Here is an 18,740-nt window from a genome sequence, read left to right as displayed (position 1 = left end):
ATCACCGACGCATCACTCACGCCTACCGGCGCACTACGGCGTGACCTTCTCGATCCGCACGCTGCCGGCGCCCGCGGCGGTGCCGCGCGCGTTCACCAGCTGGACCCGGCCGAAGAACTCCCGGCCGGCCGGAGCCTCGGCGGCCGCGACGACGTCACCGGAGACGGTCGTCGACTCGCCCGTACCGAGCTTCACGGCGGTGTCCGCGACCTTCACCTCGCCCAGGGCGGAGGAGAAGAACACGTCGCGGTAGTCGTACGCGGTCGACCCGGCCGGGACCGAGTAGCCGATGACCTGGATGGTGTACGTACCGGCGGCCGGCGACGGGACGGAGACGGACTCCTCGGAGTCGCCGTCCGCGTCGGACGCGACCTCGTTGCCGTCGGCGTCGTAGACGAACAGGTCGAGGTCGGCGCCCGTGTCCGCCGTGTTGCCGATGACGACGTCCAGGGACTCGGCGCCCGCGGGCACCTCGACCGTGGAGGTCTGGGTGACACCGTTGGCGATGGTCGGCCGGTCGGTCTTGGCCGAGCCGAGCGGCCCGCCCGCCAGCTTGCCGTCGACGGCGGCGAGGCTGTTGGTCACCTTCCAGGAGGCGGCGGTCGGGGTGCCGACCTTGGCCTCGGGCACGGTGACGACCTCCGGGTCGAAGCTCGCCCCGTACACCGCGAAGTTCAGCTTGAAGGTGTTGTCGAGCACCGGCGACGTCCGGCGCGACTCGACCTCGATCTCCCAGACGCCGGGCTGCGGGTTGGCGTACGAACGCACGTCCGGCTTGCAGCCGTTGCCGTCGAGGTAGTTGCTGTAGCAGGTCAGGGAGCTGGTGCTCTCGACCGCGAGGCCGTACGGGTGGTTGGCGATGAAGCGGGTCTGGCTCTTGTCCTTCAGTCCGCTGATCGCGACCTCGAGGGTCTTCGTGCCCTCGGGGACGGTGATGAAGTACGACTTGAAGGAGTTGCGCTGGACCGTGCCGGACGCCGAGTGGGTGTACTTCAGCGGCGCGGAGACCACCACCGTGTTGAGGATCTGCCTGTCGATGCCCACGGTCTTCGGGTCGTCGACCTCCAGAATCGCGCTGCTGATGCCGGAGTTCTCCGGCTTGGCGGCGATCTTCACGGTGACCGGCTTGTTCAGCGGCAGGGAGACCACGTCGTCGCCGACGATCCGGAACGTGTTGTCCCGGTTGTTCTCCAGGTGCAGCTCGTGGCGGATCGCCTTGTCGGCACCGGACGTACGGGTGATGGTCACGTCGTACGTCTTCTTCTGCCCGGCCTTGAGGCCGCCCTCACGGTCGTAGATGCCGGTGCCGAAGCCCGGGGTCTTGAGCGCGAAGTCGATGGCCGTGTCGACCGGGGCCTTGACCGCGTAGTCGTGTGCCGTCGCGCCTGCCTTGACCGACTTCCACGCGTCCACGATGTTCATCAGGCCCGCGCCCTCGGCGTACGCCTGAACGCCGTTGATGTGGTCGGCGGTCGAGGTCAGCGCGGTGCGCAGCTTCGCGGGCGTCAGGTCGATGCCCTTCTGCTTGGCGGCGCTGAGCAGCAGCGCGGAGGCGCCGGCCGCCTGCGGGGAGGCCATCGAGGTGCCGTTGAGCATCTGGTAGCCGGCCGGGAGCGAGTAGCCCGCCTCGGGGGCGATGAAGCCCGGCAGCCAGGTCTGCGCGGTGTTGACCGCGGCGCCGGGCGCGACCAGGGTCGGGGTGAAGCCGCCGTCCTCACGCGGGCCGCGCGAGGAGAAGTTGAACAGCTGGTAGTCCTTGGTGACCTGCGAGCCGTAGTTGGAGGCCCAGGTCTCCTTGGAGATGGACGCGCCGACCGAGATCACCTTGTCGGCGAGGCCGGGGTCGCCGATGGTGTTGGCGCCGGGGCCGGAGTTGCCGGCCGAGATGACCAGCTGGACGCCGTACTCGTCGATGAGGCGCGTGTAGAGCTCGGCGCGCGCGTTGTTGCCGTCGTTCAGCGCCGGGAGGCCGCCGATGGACATGTTGACGATGTCGACACCGCGGTTGGCGACGAGGTCGATCATGCCCTCGGTGAGCGCCACGTTGGTGCAGCCGGGGCCGAACTCGCAGGCGCGGGACGAGACGATCTTCGCGCCGGGGGCGGCGCCGTTCATCCTGCCGCCGAACAGGCCGTTCGCGGCGGTGATGCCGGCGACGTGGGTGCCGTGCTCGCTGGAGATGAGACCGATGTTGACGAAGTCGGCCTTCTTGCCGACCCAGTCTCCCCCGAGGGGGTCCATCGCGACGTCCTTGCGGTACTCGACGACGAACGGCTGGCGCTCGGCGACGTCGGTCGACGGGTCGTCGGTGCCGAAGTAGCCGATCTGGTAGCCGTCCTTGTACGGCTTCATCGGCTTGTCGTCGGCGAAGTCGAAGTTCTGGTTGACGTCGACGGTGACCGTGCCGGCCGCCGCGTCGTAGAGCACGCCCCACGCGTCGGTGGTGTCGCCGTCGCGGTTCACGTCGCCGGCGGCGTCACCGGCCGCCGTGGCGGACTCGCGGAAGGTGTTGACGGAGTAGGAGCCCGAGGGGGCGGTCCAGGTCCGGCCGCCGAAGGTGAAGGTCGGCCCGGAGACCGAGGTCAGCATCGGTCGCCAGCTGCCGTCGCCGTCGATGAGGGGGTCGGTGGACGTCACCCAGTCGACGATCTTCCGCTCGCCGGTGGAGGTCTTCTGCAGCGCCGGGTGCGCGAGGTCGACACCGGAGTCCAGGACGCCGATGGTGATGCCCCGGCCGTCCGCCTTCGGGTTCTGCTTCACGAAGTCGACGGCGCCCGTCTCGAAGGACGGGTTGTACGGGTTCTCGGCGGGGGTGTTCTTGCCCGGCCCCGGGTACGTCTTCGTCACCGTGGCCTGCGACTCGGCGCCCTTCGCGGTGTCCGCGGCCGGCGACGGGTCGTCGAGGACGATCTCCTGGCGCAGGTCGATGCCCTGCACGGAGGAGAGCTTCGCGGCGGCCGAGATGGCCGAGTCGGCGCTCTTGGTCGGGACCGTGGCGCGGACGTATCCGAGCTTGTCGTGGGTACGGCCCACGGAGCCGCCCTTGACCGCGTCCAGCTGATCGGCGACCTGTTCGGTCCTGCCGGGCGTGGTGGCGATCATCATCGTGACGTTCTTGTCGCCGTCGGCCTTGGCCTCGGCGAGCAGATCCGCGTCGGTCGAACCGAGCTTGTCGTGCGCGGACTTGACGCCGCCGTCCGCCGGGACGGTAGTGGACGGGTCGTCCGCCGAGAAGGCCATGGGTATCGGCCCGGCCGCGGAGAGCGCGGCGACCAGTCCCGCGGCCACGGCTATGCGCGCCACGCGTCTCGCACCCGGCCGGGGGCCGGAATGGGGGGTGAGGGTCATCAGCATCCCTGGAGGTATGGAAATTCAGGTGAAAACGATCATTGATGATCCGAGCGGCGGATTCGGATCGGTCCGGTCCGTTATGCGGTCCCGGATGATCGCTCAGCCTTACCGAAGTGACCTGTGTTTGGGGAGAGTTGAAAGAGGCGGGATTGTGTCATGGCGTAAACCCGCCACCCGCCATGGGGTGCGATGCCCGCCGATGGCAGGACATTTCGCTGATTTGCCGTCAGATTCAGTCGCGCGTCACCGATCTCCGTGACCCCGCTGGGTGCCCGTTGAGTAACGTCGGTGCATGCGCGAGGAGTTGAGGGTGGCGGCCTACGCCGTATGTGTACGGGACGGGCGGATGCTGCTGGCCCGCTGGGTCTCCCGGGAGGGCGTGAAGAAGTGGACCCTGCCCGGCGGCGGCATGGACCACGGCGAGGACCCGTACGACACGGTCGTCCGTGAGGCCGCCGAGGAGACCGGCTACGACGTCGAGCCCACCGCACTCCTCGGCATCGACTCCAACCGGCGCGACTACCCCCGCCGCCTCGGTACCCGCGCCGACTTCCAGGCCCTCCGCATCGTCTACGAGGCCCGCGTCACCGGCGGTGAACTCCGCCACGAGACGAACGGCTCCACGGACATGGCCGCCTGGCACCCCTTGGACGAGGTCCCGAACCTGGAGAGGGTGGGCTTGGTGGACGTGGGCCTGAGACTGTGGAGGGAGCGCCCGCCGAACGGCCACCTGGTGCTGCCGGTCACCCCCTGAGGGGCGAGGGAAACCGCGCGACAAGCCACGGCGAACCCGCGGTCACGGAAACCGCGGAAGCCCTGCGGCGAATAGGTGCTGTACCCCGCCAGATGAACAAGGAGTGACCCCCTCCCTTCACTCCCGCTCACATTCGGGAACCCCCAGTGAACGCGCACCGTACTCGTAGATCCACGTACGGTGATCGGCGCCACCCGTTGCCGCCTCGTTAACGTCCAGGTCACCCCGGCTGCCAAGCATCAAGTACGAGCGGGAACCCCACTCCGGCCCCCACCGCGGAGCGGCCCCGCGACCACTTCCGACGCGTTCGCACTCGGGGAGACCGCGCCATGTCGCGCATACGCTCAGTCGCAGCAGCCGCCACCAACCCTGACCGCAGGGCCTTCCTCGCCGCGACCGGCGCGGTGGGCCTCGCCGCGGGGGTCGGCTTCGCCATGCGGCCGGAGACCGACGCCCACGCCGCCGCCACCGCCGACAAGGCGGCCGAGATCCCCCTGGCCAACCTCTCGAACAGAGAGGCCCCGGCCGCCCCCCTCGCGCCGTACACCCGGGGCACGACCCTCGCCTCGGTCGCGGCCCCCCGCAACGCCTCCGGCTACCGCCGCCTCGGCGACGGCCCCGCCTGGAAGCGGGTCGTGCGCGGCGACCTGGCGACCCCCAAGTCCGGCCGCGAGAACCGTCGTACGACGCTGGCGTCCTTCGTGCAGTTCACCGACCTGCACGTGGTGGACGTCCAACACCCGCTGCGATACGAGTACTTGCGCGCCCAGACCGCCAGCGCCTGGCGTCCGCAGGAGGCCCTGTCGGTGGCCGGCGCGGTCTCGCTCGTCGAGCGGGTGAACGCGCTGCGCGGAGCCCCGGTGACCGGCTCCCCGCTCCACTTCGTCATGACGACCGGCGACAACACCGACAACAACTCCAAGACGGAACTGGACTGGTTCCTGAAGGTGATGAGCGGCGGCCGGGTCACCCCCAACTCCGGTGACCCGCGTCGCTACGAGGGCGTCCAGAACAGCGGCCTCAAGCTTTACTGGCAGCCGGACGCGACCCTCCGCGACGCCGACAAACAGCTCGGCTTCCCCCACCTGAACGGCTTCCTCGCCGCCGCGATCCGCGAGGTCAACAGCCCCGGCCTGAACGTCCCCTGGTACTCCACGGTCGGCAACCACGACTCCCTCCCCGGCGGCTGCTACGCCCCCGGCGACTCCTTCTTCGCCGACTTCGCGGTCGGCGGCAAGAAGCTGATGACCCTGGACGAGCAGGTCGGCAAGGCCATCTGGGACAACGTCAAGAGCGGCGGCGACCCCCGGGGCGCCGAGTGGAAGGCCATCATCAAGGGCCAGGCGAAGAAGATGCGCTCGGTCACCCCGGACGAGAACCGTGCCCCCTTCACCCCGCAGGAGTACCTGAAGGCCCACCTGGACCCGGCCCGCACGGGCCCCGGCCCGGTCGGCCACGGCTACTCGCAGGCCAACCTCGACGCCCGCACCCAGTACTACGCCTTCCGCATCGCCGACGACGTCATCGGCATCAGCCTCGACTCCACCGACCCCGGCGGCCACTACGAGGGCTCGCTCGGCTCGGCCCAGCTCAAGTGGCTGGCCCGTACGCTGAAGGAGGCCGCCAAGAACGGCTCGTACGCCGTCGTCTTCAGCCACCACACCAGCAAGTCGATGCGGAACCTCAACAAGGATCCGTCCCGCCCGGGCGAGGCCCGCCACGGCGGCGACGAGGTGCTCTCCCTCCTCGGCGGCCACCGCAACGTCCTGGCCTGGGTGAACGGCCACAGCCACCGCAACCGCATCACCCCGCACGGGTCCGCGAACGGCGGCTCCTTCTGGGAGATCTCGACCGCCTCGCACATCGACTTCCCCCAACTGGCCCGCGTCATCGAGCTGGTGGACAACAAGGACGGCACGATCTCCCTCTTCACCACCCTGATCGAGTCGGCCGCCCCCCACGCCACCGACTTCACGGACCTCTCCCAGACCGGCCTCGCGGCCCTCTACCGCGAGCTCTCCTACAACGCCCCCGGCCGCCGCGACACACTCACCGGCACGGACGGCGACCGCAACACGGAGCTGGTCCTCCGAAAGGACTGAAAACCGCTCAACTGCCGCGCACATGCTCAACCCGCCCGTCCATGGCGGTGTCCCCCCTCGCGACCGATCGTTCTCGGAACCGCCGAGGATGTCGGTGCGAAGGGGGAGACCACATGTCAGCTCGCAAGGTGCGTACGGCTCTGACGGCGGCGGCCGCGGCGGCCGCGGCGGTGGCCCTGGCCGCGCCCGCGGTGGCGGCACCGGCGTCGGCCAGAACCGACCACGGCGCGACCCGGGAGGCCATGGACGCGGCGGTGAAGGACGGTGTCCTCGGCGTGGCCCTCCAGGCCAAGGACAAGCACGGCGTCTGGAAGGCCACCTCCGGCGTCGGCGACATCAGGACGGACAAGCCGCGTTCGGCCCACGACCGCTACCGCGTCGGCAGCATCACGAAGACCTTCGTGTCGACGGTCCTGCTCCAACTGGAGGCGGAGGGCAGGCTGTCGCTGGACGACAAGGTGGACAAGTGGCTGCCCGGCCTGGTGCGCGGCAACGGCCACGACGGCCGCAAAATGACGCTTCGTCAACTCCTCAACCACACCAGCGGAATCTTCAACGTCACGGCCGACGAGGAGTTCGGCCGCACGTACTTCCTGAAGGACGGCTTCTTCAAACACCGCTACGACACGATGTCCCCTGACCAACTGGTGGCGATCGCCATGAAGCACAAGCCGGACTTCGCCCCCGGCGCCGACTGGAACTACTCCAACACCAACTACGTCCTGGCCGGCATGGTGATCGAGAAGGCCACGGGCAACCCGTACGGCGACGAGGTCCGCGCCCGCATCATCGAGCCCCTCGGCCTGCGTGCCACCCTCGTGCCCGGCACCTACCCGAAGGTCCCGAAGCCGAGCAGCCGCGCCTACGGCAAGCTGGCCGAGACGACGACGGGCCCGACGTACGACGTCACGGAACTGAACCCGTCCCTGGCCTACGCGGCGGGCGAGATGATCTCCGACTCCGGCGACCTCAACCGCTTCTACAGCGCGCTGCTCAAGGGCAAGCTCCTGCCGCGGAAGCAGCTCGCCGAGATGAAGACCACGATCAAGGTCGACGAGATCCCCGACGCCGGCTACGGCCTGGGTCTCATCGAACGGAAGCTCAGCTGCGGCATCACCGTCTGGGGCCACGGCGGCGGCATCCACGGCTCCACCTCGGAGGCCGTCACCACCTCCGACGGCAGCCACTCCCTCGCCCTCAACTTCAACAGCGACTGGACCGGCGACAGCGACGCGATCGTGGAGGCGGAGTTCTGCGGCAAGTAGAACCCCGTCCGTCAGGCGCCTCCGCCCATGAGGAAGGGCCGCCGAAGCGGGCGGCGGCCCTTCCTCTCCCCTCCTGGTGCCCCGAGTTGCCGGATCAGCGGGGGAGCACCACGACATACGCGGCCGGATCGCGGTCGCACGACGCCATCAGGGCGGTGCGGACGACGGTCGCCTGCTGCTCCAGGGAATCACGGAGCTTCTGGGGGGTGATGTGGACGACGGTGATGCCGAGCCGCTCCAACGTCTCGCGCTTGCGGGCGTACTCGGACCACAGCGCGTCGTCCTCAGCGCGCGGAGCGCGCGTGTCGAGCTCGACCGCGACGGCCTGCTCCGGCCAGTACGCGTCGAGACCGCCGAGGTGGGGGCCGCCGGGGAGGCGCAGGTCGACGTTCCAGACGGGGTCGGGGAGGGCGTACTCGCGGACCATCCGGTACAGGTGGTCCTCCGCGATCGCCCGCCCCTCGGCGAGCAACGACTCCACCGCGTCCACGACATGCGGGCGGCTCAGCAGCCGCGCCTGCGTCAACTCCCTGACCACGGCCGCTGGTTCGGTGTGACCGCCGCGCACCGCCTCCGTCAGCAGCCGGCGTACGGTGCCCGCGTCCGAGAGTTCCCCGACCGCGTCGGCCAGGGCACGCGGTACGGGGGCGACGGGCAGGCCGGTGACGAACGACGGGGTCGGCATGGCCGGTGTACGGACGATCCGCGCGCATCCCGTGGTCCGCAGCCGGCGCATGCGCGGGACCAGGACATCGATCGAGTCGAGGGAGGGAAGCGGGGGAGCGGACGAGAAGCCGTGCAGTGTGAGGGCGGCCAGGCCCGTGATCACCGCGTCCGAGTAGCGGGGCGCCGGGCGGTGCTCGTCGGCGTTCGGCTGTGCCGGTACGCCGGCGGGCGTCTCGCGGAACGGGGAACGGGCCGCGTACGACAGCACCGCGTGCAGCCGCTCCTCGGAGGTGGGCGGGCCCGGGTGCAGCAGGAACACGCCCGGCAGGATCTGCTGCCAGGGACCACCGGGCCGGCACTGCTCGTTCGTCTCGGCGGCGGTGACACCCTGCGCGCGCAGCTGCGCGGCCGTCAGCACCCGGCGCGTGACGTCCGAGAGGCGACGGAGGGGGCGGGGGGAGAGCGGGGTGTTGTGGGTCATGACCCGGAGGTTCCCGCTCCGGGACCGCTCATGAACCGCTGTTACAAGCCCGTCGACAAATCTGGACAAGGCCGCACTAAAGTACACGCGTTCGACTGCCGATACCCGCTGGTCCGAATGGGGATCAAAAAAAGTTACGGCTCTGAATACCCGAATTTCGTAACCCCGAACCCGGGGCGCACTCCACAGGTACTCAGCCGCGGGCAGTCGTGCCGCCAGGGGCGGCACGGGTGGGCGCAGCGGCACCTCGCAGCGCCGAGTTGCGCACCCGACCCCCGTCCCAGCGGCAGCCGCCGGGTGCGCAACACGCGAGAGTTCAGCGGCAGTTACCCCGCAGCCCCCGTCCCCGCTCCCGCGTCACACGCCTGCCCCCGCAACCCCCGAGCCAGATCGTCCCGGGCCTCCAGCACCAGCCTCCGCAAGGCCGGCGCCGCACCCTTGTGCGCGGCCAGCCACGCGTCCGTCGCGTCCAACGTCCCCTGGGAGTCCTGGAGCGACGGGAACAACCCCCGCACCACATCCATCCCGATCTGGATGGACCGCTCGGCCCACACCCGCTCGATCACCTCGAAGTACTTGGCGGCGTACGGCGCCACCAACTCCCGCTGGGACGGCCGCGAGAACCCCGTGATGGTCGCCTCGACCAGTGCGTTGGACAGGACGTCCGACTCCACGACCGACGCCCACGCCTGCGCCTTGACCGCGGCCGAAGGACGCGCCGCCAGGCACCGCACCTGATGCCGCTTCCCGGAAGCCGTGTCGTCACGCGCCAACTCGGCGGCCAGCACACCCTCGTCGGCCACCCCGTACGTCGCCAGCGGCTCCAGGAACGCCCACCGCAGCTCCTGATCGACGTCCAGCCCGTCGACCTTCTCGGTCCCGGCCAACAACCCCCGCAGCACGGCCAGATCGCCCTCGCTCGATGCCACCGAGGCGAAGAACCGGGCCCAGGTCAGCTGGTGCTGACTGCCCGCCTCGGCCGCCCGCAGCTCACGCAACGCCCCCTCCGCCAGCAGCCGGTCCCCGGTCTCCCGCCACTCCGGCGCCGCGTAGTGCGTGAGCGCGGAGTTCGCCCACGCGTGCAGCATCTGAAGCACCCCGATGTCGGACTCCCGCCCGGCGAACCGCAGGACGAGGTCCACGAAGTCCCGCGCCGGCAGCAACGCGTCCCGGGTCAGATTCCACAGCGCCGACCAGCACAGCGCCCGCGCCAGCGGGTCGGAGACATCCCCGAGCCCGGCCCGCAGCGTGTCCAGCGACCCCGCGTCGAACCGGATCTTGCAGTACGTCAGGTCGTCGTCGTTGACCAGCACCAGCTCGGGTGCCTCGGCCCCGGCCAGCTCCGCCACGACCGTACGCGGCCCGTCGACATCCACCTCGGCTCGCGCGTACCGCTCCAACGCGCCCGCGCCGCTCTCCCCGTCCACGCGCCGGTACAGCCCGATCGCCACCCGGTGCGGCCGCAGCTCGGGGTGCGACTCGGCCGCCTCCTGCACCACCGCCAGCTCGTCGATCCGGCCGTCGGAGTCGAGAAGCACCTGCGGAGTGAGGGAGTTCACGCCTGCCGTCTGCAGCCAGGCCCGCGACCAGGACGCCATGTCCCGCCCGCTGGTCTCCTCAAGGACCGACAGCAGGTCACCGAGCTTCGTGTTGCCGTACGCGTTCCGCTTGAAGTAGCGCCGGGCGCCCTCCAGGAAGGCCTCCCGTCCCACGTACGCCACCAGCTGCTTCAGCACGGACGCGCCCTTGGCGTACGTGATGCCGTCGAAGTTGAGCTTCGCGTCCTCCAGGTCACGGATGTCGGCCGTGATCGGGTGGGTGGAGGGCAGCTGGTCGGCGCGGTACGCCCAGGACTTGCGGTTGTTGGCGAAGGTCACCCACCCGTTGGTGAAGCGGGTCGCCTCGGCCATGGAGAAGGAGCCCATGAAGTCGGCGAAGGACTCCTTCAGCCACAGGTCGTCCCACCACACCATGGTCACGAGGTCGCCGAACCACATGTGCGCCATCTCGTGCAGGATGACGTTGGCCCGCCGCTCGTACGACGCCCGTGTGACCTTGCCCCGGAAGATGAACTCCTCGCGGAAGGTGACGAGCCCCGGGTTCTCCATCGCGCCGAGGTTGTACTCGGGCACGAACGCCTGGTCGTACTTCCCGAACGGGTACGGGTAGTCGAAGTGGTCGTGGAAGAAGTCCAGGCCCTGCTTGGTGATCAGGAAGACGTCGTCGGAGTCGAAGTAGGGCGCGAGACCCTTGCGGCACATCGCGCCGAGAGGGATCTCCAGCCGCGTACCGTCCTCGAAGGTCCGCTCGTACGTGTCCGTCACATAGTGGTACGGGCCCGCGACGACCGCCGTGATGTACGTGGAGATCGGCTTCGTCTCGGCGAACCGCCACACCCCGTCCGTGAGCTCACCGACCCCGTTGCTCCACACGACCCACCCCTCGGGCGCGCGCACCTCGAAGCGGAAGGGGGCCTTGAGGTCCGGCTGCTCGAAGTTGGCGAAAACGCGGCGGGAGTCGGCCGGCTCGTACTGGGTGTAGAGGTAGACCTCGCCGTCCTCGGGATCGACGAAGCGGTGCAGGCCCTCGCCGGTGCGGGAGTAGGCGCACTGGGCGTCGACCATCAGCTCGTTGTCGGCGGCCAGGTCGTCGAGGACGATCCGGGAGCCGTCGAAGACCTCGCTCGGGTCGAGGTCCTTGCCGTTGAGGGAGACGGCGGTCACACTCGGCGCGATCAGATCGGCGAAGCCGGTGGCGCCCGGGTCGGCGCACCGGAAGCGGATCGTCGTCACCGACCGGAAGGTGCGCGGCCCGTCTCCGGACTCACCGACGGCGGACCGCAGGTCGAGGGAGACCTCATAGCCGTCGACGGACAGCAGCGCGGCCCGCTCCCGGGCCTCGTCGCGGGACAGATTCTCACCGGGCACGGGCGGCACTCCCTCAGGGTGGTGTTCAGTATGCGGACAGCCCGATCCTGCCATGCGCACTTGAGGGCGGGCAGGTGGGAATGACAGGCGTGGCCGTCGGTGTTGCCAGCTGAAACGACTGCCTTCCGAGGAGAACCATGTCCGAGCAGACCTCCGGCAAGACCCCTGTCGACTTCTGGTTCGACCCGCTGTGCCCCTGGGCCTGGATGACTTCGAGGTGGGTCCTGGAGGTGGAGAAGGTCCGGGACATCGAGGTCCGCTGGCATGTGATGAGCCTCGCGGTGCTGAACGAGCCCAAGATCGACGAGCTGCCCGAGGAGTACCGCGAGCTGCTGGAGACCAAGGCCTGGGGTCCGGTACGCGTCGTCATAGCCGCCCAGCAGGAGCACGGTGCCGAGGTGCTCGGTGACCTCTACACCGCGATGGGCACGCGGGTGCACAACCAGGACCAGGGCATCGAGAAGGACGTCGTCGCCGCCTCGCTGAAGGACGTCGGCCTGCCCGAGTCCCTCATGGACCACTGGGACTCCACCCCGTACGAGGCCGAACTGCGCGCCTCCCACAAGGAGGGCATCGACAAGGTCGGCCAGGACGTCGGCACCCCCGTCATCGCTGTCCCGGGCGCCGACGGCGAGCAGATCGCCTTCTTCGGCCCCGTCGTCACCCCCGCCCCCAAGGGCGAGGAAGCCGCCAAGCTCTGGGACGGCACCCTCCTCGTGGCCTCGGTCCCCGGCTTCTACGAGATCAAGCGCACCCGCACCAAGGGCCCGGACTTCAGCAACCTGGTCTGACCGCCCGGCGCGACGGGCGCCCGACCGCCGGAACTCCGGCTCAGTCCGCGACGTGCTTCGCGTACAGCGCGGCCAGCCGGGGCAGTCGGCGCCCCGTCCGCTCCCAGTCCTCGAAGTCGTAGTTCCAGGACGGGTCCAGTTCCGGATAACGGATGCTGAAGCCGTCGGGCATGTCCTCTCCGGTCGCGGTGCGATGCGCGTCCCAGGCGATCCCGAGCGTGTCCTCGCACTCGACCGGAAGCCACTCCTCGGCCGCCTCCTGGACGACGGGCAGCTCGGCGAGCGAGTCGGGGTCGGCGACGACCCGCTCGAAGACCTCGCGGCCCTGGAGTATGAGCCAACCCCGGAAGTAGTCGAAGCCGTCGTCCGAGCAGCCGCCGTTGATCGTGTACGCCGCCGCCCACAGCGGGGCGCGGTACGACTCGGCCATCAGGTCCCACAACACCTGCTGGGCCGCCACGATCTCGGCGACCGGCCGCGCGGCGAGCAGCGCGGCCGCCCGCTCGGCGACGGCCTCGTCGTCACCCGTGGGCGAGGCGGCTGTACGGCGCGCCTCGTCGACGATGTTCCAGAACTCGTTCGCGTCCATGGGAAGAAGAGTGACAGGAGGGTCTGACAATGCCGGTCACGCGAGGTCGTCCGGATCGTCCGGCAGCCTCTTCGTGAGCCTGAAGTGCTTCTCGACCGAGAGCCTGCGGAGGTTGAGGCAGACCTTGTCGTCGGGGCGGTTGTTGACGCACTTGTAGTAGTCGTCCCCGATCCGGTTTCCCAGCTGTCTCTGCAGCCAGTCCTTCTCCTTCGGGGTCAGTGGCTCGTGCGGTTCCTCGGAACGGCACGTCTGGCACGTCAGTCGCTTCGGCGTCGGCATCCGCCAAGAATCCCGCCGAAAGCCCCCATAACGGAAGACCTTGCCCCGAAAGATCCCCCGAACCGGAGAACCCCCCGCGAGCTGCTCCAGCGTGTCGTTGGCTCCCTTGACGTGCGCCGCGTGGCGCTTGTCGTGAGGCACGCGGCGGACATCTCGCCCAGCATCCGCATCACCAGCATGACGAGGAGCCCGGAGAGGGGGTACGCGACGACGATCGACGGACCGGCGGCGGCGATGCCCGACCCGGACCCGACGCGCGGTTCGTCCACTGCGTGAGATCGGGAAAACGCCCACGGTCCGGGCCAAGGCGTTGTGTTGTCGGCATCGGGACCGGCGCCGATTCCGGCTCGACCGCGCACCTCGAACGGCGGATCGTCGAGTTTCGGAAGCCCCGTCCATCCCGCCCACCCGATTGGCGAAACCCTACAGATCCCGCCCAGCGCCCTCCCGTGGCCGAAGCCACGTCACCTCAGTGACCGGCATCACGCCGTATCCGGTGTAACCCGCACTCGTTGTCCGAAGTCCACCAAGCCGCCGTTCCCGGCTTTGTCGAACGCTGACGGTGTCCGGCGCCGAGGGCCTGGGATAGCGTCACCGTGTCCCCGCCGTCTTCACCCGCCGGAGTGAGCCCGAACATGAGCACCGCCGCCGCCACGTCAGCCCGCCCCGGCGAGGTCCTCGCCGACCGCCTCCCCGCTGTTGCCGGCGTCCGCTTCCGCGACATCGCGCTCGTGGTCGGCGGCGCCGCGCTCACCGGGCTCGCCGCCCAGATCGCCGTGCCCGTCCCGGGCTCCCCGGTCCCGGTCACCGGCCAGACCTTCGCCGCCCTGCTCGTCGGCACCACCCTCGGCGCGGGCCGGGGCGTCGCCTCGCTCGCCCTGTACGCGCTGGCCGGCCTCCTCGGCGTGCCGTGGTTCGCGAACGGCACCTCCGGCGTCGGCGTCTCCTTCGGCTACATCCTCGGCATGGTCCTCGCCGTCGCCGCCGTGGGCGCTCTGGCCCGTCGCGGCGGTGACCGCTCCACGCTGCGCATGGCGGGCACGATGCTCGTCGGCGAGGCGATCATCTACGCCGTCGGCGTGCCGTACCTCGCCGCCACCGCCGACATCACCCTCTCCTCCGCCGTGGCGCTCGGCTTCACGCCCTTCCTGATCGGCGACGCCATCAAGGTCGTGCTGGCGATGGGCCTGCTGCCGACGGCGTGGAAGCTCCTGAAGAAGTGACGCCGCGGCACAACACCACCGGGGAGGCATCCCTCACGAAGTGACGTCGTAACTCCCCCCGAAGAGGCTCGCCGGGTCGTACTCCGACCGCACCACGGCGAGCCTCTTCCGCGTTCCGGCGTCGTACAGCCCGTCGGCCCGATCCCCCGCGCCGAACGCGAAGTTGACCGCCCGCCCCAGCGTCCAGGGGCCCAATACCTCGGAAGCCGGGTCGAGGATCCGCCGCGCCGGCTCCGCCCGGTCATCGCCACCAGCCACACCAGGAACCGCCCATCGCGATACGGCACCGCATGGGGAGCGGGCTTCGCGAGAGCCCCGCCCAGCTGGTTGACCTGCACGACACACATCGCGGCCGCCTCCGGCCCGGTCCGGGCGAGCACCCCGGCCATCGCCTCGACATCCAGCTCGCTCAGCACCGCGCTGTCCCTTCCCCCTCACCACGGCTGGCGGTGTACGCGACCCGCACGGAGACGACGTACCGCCCGCGCAGGTGCGGCGGCAGCCCCGGCACGTCCGGGCACGGGATCGCCGCGAACGACGAGGTCAGGGCATCCGGCACGGTCCGCGTCCAGCGCTCGTACGCCCGCGGTACGGCCGCCGGGCCGACCTCGCGCCCGTCGAAGGAGAGCGAGCCGCCGAAGGGGCGCTGCTCGGCGGCGGGCACGTTCCTCCGTCCCGTATACGACTTGCCCGAACCGGGGCGAACCGTGTTGTCATGGAAGGAGGTGGGAGGTGGGCGCGTATGCGTGTCGCGGGGCGCTACCGCCTTGAAGTCCGGGTCGGGCAGGGCGGCATGGGCACGGTGTGGCGCGCCGCCGACGAGGTACTGGACCGTCCGGTGGCCGTCAAGGAACTGCGCCTGGACGGCGGCGGCGACGTGGAGGACCCACGGACCCGCCGGGAGCGCGCACTGCGCGAGGCCCGGGCCAGCGCACGGATCGACCACCCGGGAGTCGTACGGGTCTACGACGTGGTCGAGGACGCCGACCGGCTCTGGATCGTCATGGAACTGGTCGACGCCCCCTCCCTGGAGACGGTCGTCCACGACCACGGCCCCCTCGGCGTACGCGAGACCGCGCGGGTCGGCCTCGCCCTCGCCGAGGCGCTGCGCCGGGTGCACGCGGCCGGAGTCCTGCACCGCGACATCAAGCCCGGCAACGTCCTGCTGGGCCCCGGCACCCGGGTCGTCCTCACCGACTTCGGCATCGCCTCCCTGGAGAACACCCGCGCCCTGACCCGCTCGGGCGTCCTCATCGGCTCCCCGGAGTACATCCCGCCCGAGCGAGCCCTCAGCCGCCCCACCGGCCCGCCCTCCGACCTCTGGTCCCTCGGCGCCACTCTGTGCACCGCCCTGACAGGCCGTTCCCCGTTCGCCCGCGTCTCCACCGCCGAGACGCTCCTCGCCATCGCCTACGACGAGCCCGAACTTCCGGACAGCGACTGCCCGTTGACGCCACTGTTACGGCGACTGCTGGCCAAGGACCCGGCGGAACGCCCCGACACGGACGCGATCGTGGCGTATCTGACGACGGTGGTGACGACCCCGGACCCACCGGCCGACGAGCCGTCGCAGCCGCCCTCGCCACCGTCCCAGCCGGACTGGCGTTCGAGGCTCCTGGTGACGCTCGTACTCCTGGTCACCGCCGCCGTGGCCGCCGTGATGATCGCCACCGCGATCCCGCCGGGCGGCGAGACCCGCCTGCCCGACACCAGCGACCCGCCGACGGTCGCGGGCACCTCCCGGCCACCGTCATCGCGTCCCTGAGCGGATACACCGGTGCGCCGGCCGAGATGAGCGGCGACCCGGAGATGACCGTCCTGATCGTCGGCGTCCCAGAACGACGTCCCCGCGCGGCGTCCTGGACCCTCGCACGACGAACGGGGCCCGGCGGCCTGCGAACGCCACCGGACCCCGGTTCCCTGAAGCGGGTTAGACCGCCGCCCCGTCAGTGGACCTTGTCGGAGACCTCGGCGGCGGCCTTCCCGCCACCGACCTTCTCCTTGATCAGCGCGATGCCGACGACGACGGCCGCGACCAGCAGCGACAGCAGCAGGATCTCCTGGTTGCCGTGTTCGGTGTCAGTGAGCATGTAGCCGAGGACGAAGAGGATGAGGCCGATGGTGGCCCAGGTCAGATAGGGGTACAGCCACATCTTCACGACGAGCTTCTCCGGCGTCTCCCGCTCGATGATCTTGCGCATGCGGAGCTGGGAGAAGCAGATGACGAGCCACACGAACAGGGCGACCGCGCCGGAGGAGTTGACCAGGAAGAGGAAGACGCCCTTGGGGAAGAAGTAGTTGAAGACGACCGCGACAAAGCCGAAGACGACCGAGGCGAGGATCGCGGCCATCGGCACACCCCGGCCGTTCGTACGGGCGAACGCACGCGGCGCGTCCCCGCGCTCACCGAGGGAGAACGCCATGCGGGAGGCGGTGTACAGACCGGAGTTGAGACAGGACAGCACCGAGGTCAGCACGATGAAGTTCATGATCTGCCCGGCGTGCGCGATCCCGAGGGAGTCCAGGGCGGCGACGTAGGAGCCCTTCTCCTTGATCGACGGGTCGTTCCACGGCAGCAGCGCCACGACGACGAAGATCGAGCCGAGATAGAAGACACCGATCCGCCAGATGATGCTGTTGGTGGACTTGGTGATGGCCTTCTGCGGATTCTCCGTCTCACCGGCGGCCAGCGTGGCGATCTCGCTGCCCATGAAGGAGAAGACGACCAGCAGCACACCGATGAGGATCGCACCGGCCCCGTTGGGCAGGAACCCGCCGTGTTCGGTCAGGTTCGACAGTCCGGCCTTGTCGCTGTCGGCGCCCGGCAGCAGCCCGAAGACAGCCAGCCCGCCCACCACGATGAACGCGGCGATCGCGACGACCTTGATGCCCGCGAACCAGAACTCGAACTCACCGTAGGAACCGACCGAGACCAGGTTCGTGGCGGTCAGCACGACCATCACGATCAGCGCCCAGCCCCACTGCGACACGGCCGGTATCCAGCCCTCCAGGATCACCGCACCCGCGGTCGCCTCGACCGCGAGCACGACGACCCAGAAGAACCAGTACAGCCAGCCGATCGAGAACCCGGCCCAGCGGCCGAGCGCCCGGTCGGCGTGCGCGGAGAACGAACCCGACGTCGGGTTGGCGGCGGACATCTCACCGAGCATCCGCATCACCAGCACCACCATCGTGCCGACCAGCGCGTACGACAGCAGGATGCCTGGACCGGCGGTGGCGATACCGGAACTCGACCCGACGAACAGCCCGGCCCCGATCACACCACCGATCGCGATCATCGACAGATGGCGGTTCTTGAGGCCGGCCTGCAGACCGGGGGAGGGGGGTGAGGAGGAGCCTTGGGTGCCCGTCTGGGACGGGAGAGTCGGCTGCGAGGTCATGGGGGGAGTTTCCTTTGCGCCGTTGGGGGGACTTCCGTGCGTCTGCCCAGCGACTCCCCGATCGACTCTCGTAAGAGGGGAAACGAGAGTCGACGGCTGGGGGCCAGGTGAGCCGCTGTAAAGATCGGTCCAGTGAATCGGAGGTAAAAGGATTCCTGAACCTTTGAATCCAGATCGTTACTTGAGGTTTACTTGAGGTTCCGTGGCGTGGCTCACGGTTTGACGCGTCGGCACCCCGTCGCGCCGGACCGAAACACGCGTGTCACACTCGGACCATGCGCGTCTACCTCGGCTCGGATCACGCCGGATACGAACTCAAGAACCACCTCGTCGAGTGGCTGAAGGCCGCCGGCCACGAGCCCGTCGACTGCGGGCCCCACATCTACGACGCCCAGGACGACTACCCGCCGTTCTGCCTCCGCGCGGCAGAGCGCACGGCCGCCGACTCCGGCTCCCTCGGCATCGTCATCGGCGGCTCCGGCAACGGGGAGCAGATCGCCGCGAACAAGGTGGCCGGGGTTCGCGCCGCCCTCGCGTGGAGCGCCGAGACCGCCGCGCTCGGCCGTGAGCACAACAACGCGAACGTCGTCGCCGTGGGCGCCCGTATGCACTCACAGGAAGACGCGACCAAGTTCGTCGAGACCTTCCTCAACACGCCGTTCTCCGGTGACGAGCGTCACATCCGCCGCATCGACATGCTGGCGACGTACGAGACGACCGGCGACCTCCCGCCGATCCCGGCGCACCACCCCCAGCCGTAGGCTTGGAGCCGCCCGCCCCCGAGCCCCGGAGACTGGGCTCGTAGGGGCGGCCGCGGGTTGTGTGTGGCTGCTCGCGCAGTTCCCCGCGGCCCTTAAAAGCATGGGGCGCCCCCGGTGCTTTTAAGGGGCGCGGGGAACTGCGCGAGCAAC

16 protein-coding genes are annotated in these 18,740 nt (G+C 69.8%); 8 read left to right on the top strand and 8 right to left on the bottom strand.

Translation table 11 applies throughout. From position 1 onward, the window contains the following. Positions 1-33 precede the first annotated feature (33 nt). Positions 34-3,354 carry a S8 family serine peptidase gene (locus JIX55_RS18440; RefSeq protein ID WP_257564404.1) on the bottom strand — a complete coding sequence of 1,107 codons (3,321 nt, stop codon included), beginning with the start codon at positions 3,352-3,354 and terminating at the stop codon, positions 34-36. A 289-nt stretch (positions 3,355-3,643) separates the two neighbouring features. Here JIX55_RS18440 and JIX55_RS18435 point away from each other — a divergent pair, with 289 nt between their 5' ends. From JIX55_RS18435 to JIX55_RS18425, 3 genes are all read left to right on the top strand, one after another. After that, positions 3,644-4,105 carry an NUDIX hydrolase gene (locus tag JIX55_RS18435; RefSeq protein WP_257564403.1) on the top strand — a complete coding sequence of 154 codons (462 nt, stop codon included), beginning with the start codon at positions 3,644-3,646 and terminating at the stop codon, positions 4,103-4,105. Between the two features lie 329 nt (positions 4,106-4,434). Beyond that, a complete protein-coding gene (locus tag JIX55_RS18430; protein ID WP_257564402.1) occupies positions 4,435-6,207 on the top strand; it encodes a TIGR03767 family metallophosphoesterase in 1,773 nt (590 codons plus the stop codon). A gap of 113 nt (positions 6,208-6,320) precedes the next feature. Then, complete coding sequence (locus JIX55_RS18425; protein ID WP_257564401.1) at positions 6,321-7,472, top strand: serine hydrolase domain-containing protein; 1,152 nt, start codon at positions 6,321-6,323, stop codon at positions 7,470-7,472. Between the two features lie 94 nt (positions 7,473-7,566). On the opposite strand, the gene JIX55_RS18420 is transcribed toward JIX55_RS18425, so the two are convergent. Together JIX55_RS18420 and pepN are read right to left on the bottom strand one after the other, a co-directional pair. Next, entirely contained in the window at positions 7,567-8,619 is a 1,053-nt protein-coding gene (locus JIX55_RS18420; RefSeq protein ID WP_257564400.1) for a hypothetical protein, read from the bottom strand. Between the two features lie 326 nt (positions 8,620-8,945). Continuing rightward, positions 8,946-11,546 carry an aminopeptidase N gene (pepN, locus tag JIX55_RS18415; RefSeq protein WP_257564399.1) on the bottom strand — a complete coding sequence of 867 codons (2,601 nt, stop codon included), beginning with the start codon at positions 11,544-11,546 and terminating at the stop codon, positions 8,946-8,948. Positions 11,547-11,683: 137 nt separating this feature from the next. On the opposite strand from pepN, the gene JIX55_RS18410 reads away from it, so the two are divergent. Continuing rightward, positions 11,684-12,337: a mycothiol-dependent nitroreductase Rv2466c family protein gene (locus JIX55_RS18410; protein ID WP_257564398.1), complete on the top strand. Its 654-nt coding sequence runs from the start codon at positions 11,684-11,686 to the stop codon at positions 12,335-12,337. Between the two features lie 40 nt (positions 12,338-12,377). Here JIX55_RS18410 and JIX55_RS18405 read toward each other — a convergent pair whose 3' ends face one another. Both JIX55_RS18405 and JIX55_RS18400 read right to left on the bottom strand, forming a co-directional pair. Next, complete coding sequence (locus tag JIX55_RS18405; RefSeq protein WP_257564397.1) at positions 12,378-12,926, bottom strand: DUF4240 domain-containing protein; 549 nt, start codon at positions 12,924-12,926, stop codon at positions 12,378-12,380. Between the two features lie 36 nt (positions 12,927-12,962). Beyond that, positions 12,963-13,205, bottom strand: coding sequence for a hypothetical protein (locus JIX55_RS18400; RefSeq protein WP_257564396.1), 243 nt, complete (start codon positions 13,203-13,205; stop codon positions 12,963-12,965). A gap of 120 nt (positions 13,206-13,325) precedes the next feature. Here JIX55_RS18400 and JIX55_RS18395 point away from each other — a divergent pair, with 120 nt between their 5' ends. Then, entirely contained in the window at positions 13,326-13,481 is a 156-nt protein-coding gene (locus tag JIX55_RS18395; protein ID WP_257569732.1) for a hypothetical protein, read from the top strand. 359 nt (positions 13,482-13,840) lie between these two features. Beyond that, positions 13,841-14,428, top strand: a complete 588-nt coding sequence (locus tag JIX55_RS18390) for a biotin transporter BioY (protein WP_257564395.1) — start codon at positions 13,841-13,843, stop codon at positions 14,426-14,428. Positions 14,429-14,461: 33 nt separating this feature from the next. Here the strand turns inward: JIX55_RS18390 and JIX55_RS18385 are convergent, their stop codons facing one another. After that, positions 14,462-14,686 (bottom strand): hypothetical protein, encoded by a 225-nt coding sequence (locus JIX55_RS18385; protein WP_257564394.1) that lies wholly within the window; start codon positions 14,684-14,686, stop codon positions 14,462-14,464. 151 nt (positions 14,687-14,837) lie between these two features. Then, positions 14,838-15,092: a hypothetical protein gene (locus JIX55_RS18380; protein ID WP_257564393.1), complete on the bottom strand. Its 255-nt coding sequence runs from the start codon at positions 15,090-15,092 to the stop codon at positions 14,838-14,840. Between the two features lie 78 nt (positions 15,093-15,170). Between JIX55_RS18380 and JIX55_RS18375 the strand changes: the two genes are divergently transcribed. Next, on the top strand, positions 15,171-16,193 hold the full coding sequence (locus JIX55_RS18375) for a serine/threonine-protein kinase (RefSeq protein ID WP_257564392.1): 1,023 nt from the start codon (positions 15,171-15,173) through the stop codon (positions 16,191-16,193). Between the two features lie 181 nt (positions 16,194-16,374). On the opposite strand, the gene JIX55_RS18370 is transcribed toward JIX55_RS18375, so the two are convergent. Then, entirely contained in the window at positions 16,375-17,829 is a 1,455-nt protein-coding gene (locus JIX55_RS18370; RefSeq protein ID WP_257564391.1) for an amino acid permease, read from the bottom strand. Between the two features lie 275 nt (positions 17,830-18,104). Here JIX55_RS18370 and JIX55_RS18365 point away from each other — a divergent pair, with 275 nt between their 5' ends. Next, positions 18,105-18,590 (top strand): ribose-5-phosphate isomerase, encoded by a 486-nt coding sequence (locus JIX55_RS18365; RefSeq protein ID WP_257564390.1) that lies wholly within the window; start codon positions 18,105-18,107, stop codon positions 18,588-18,590. Positions 18,591-18,740: the final 150 nt, after the last annotated feature.

This window comes from Streptomyces sp. DSM 40750 (assembly GCF_024612035.1).
In the GTDB taxonomy this organism is placed as follows: domain Bacteria; phylum Actinomycetota; class Actinomycetes; order Streptomycetales; family Streptomycetaceae; genus Streptomyces.
The sequence above is the reverse complement of the archived record's forward strand: the minus strand, read 5'-3'. Positions and strand labels throughout refer to the sequence as shown.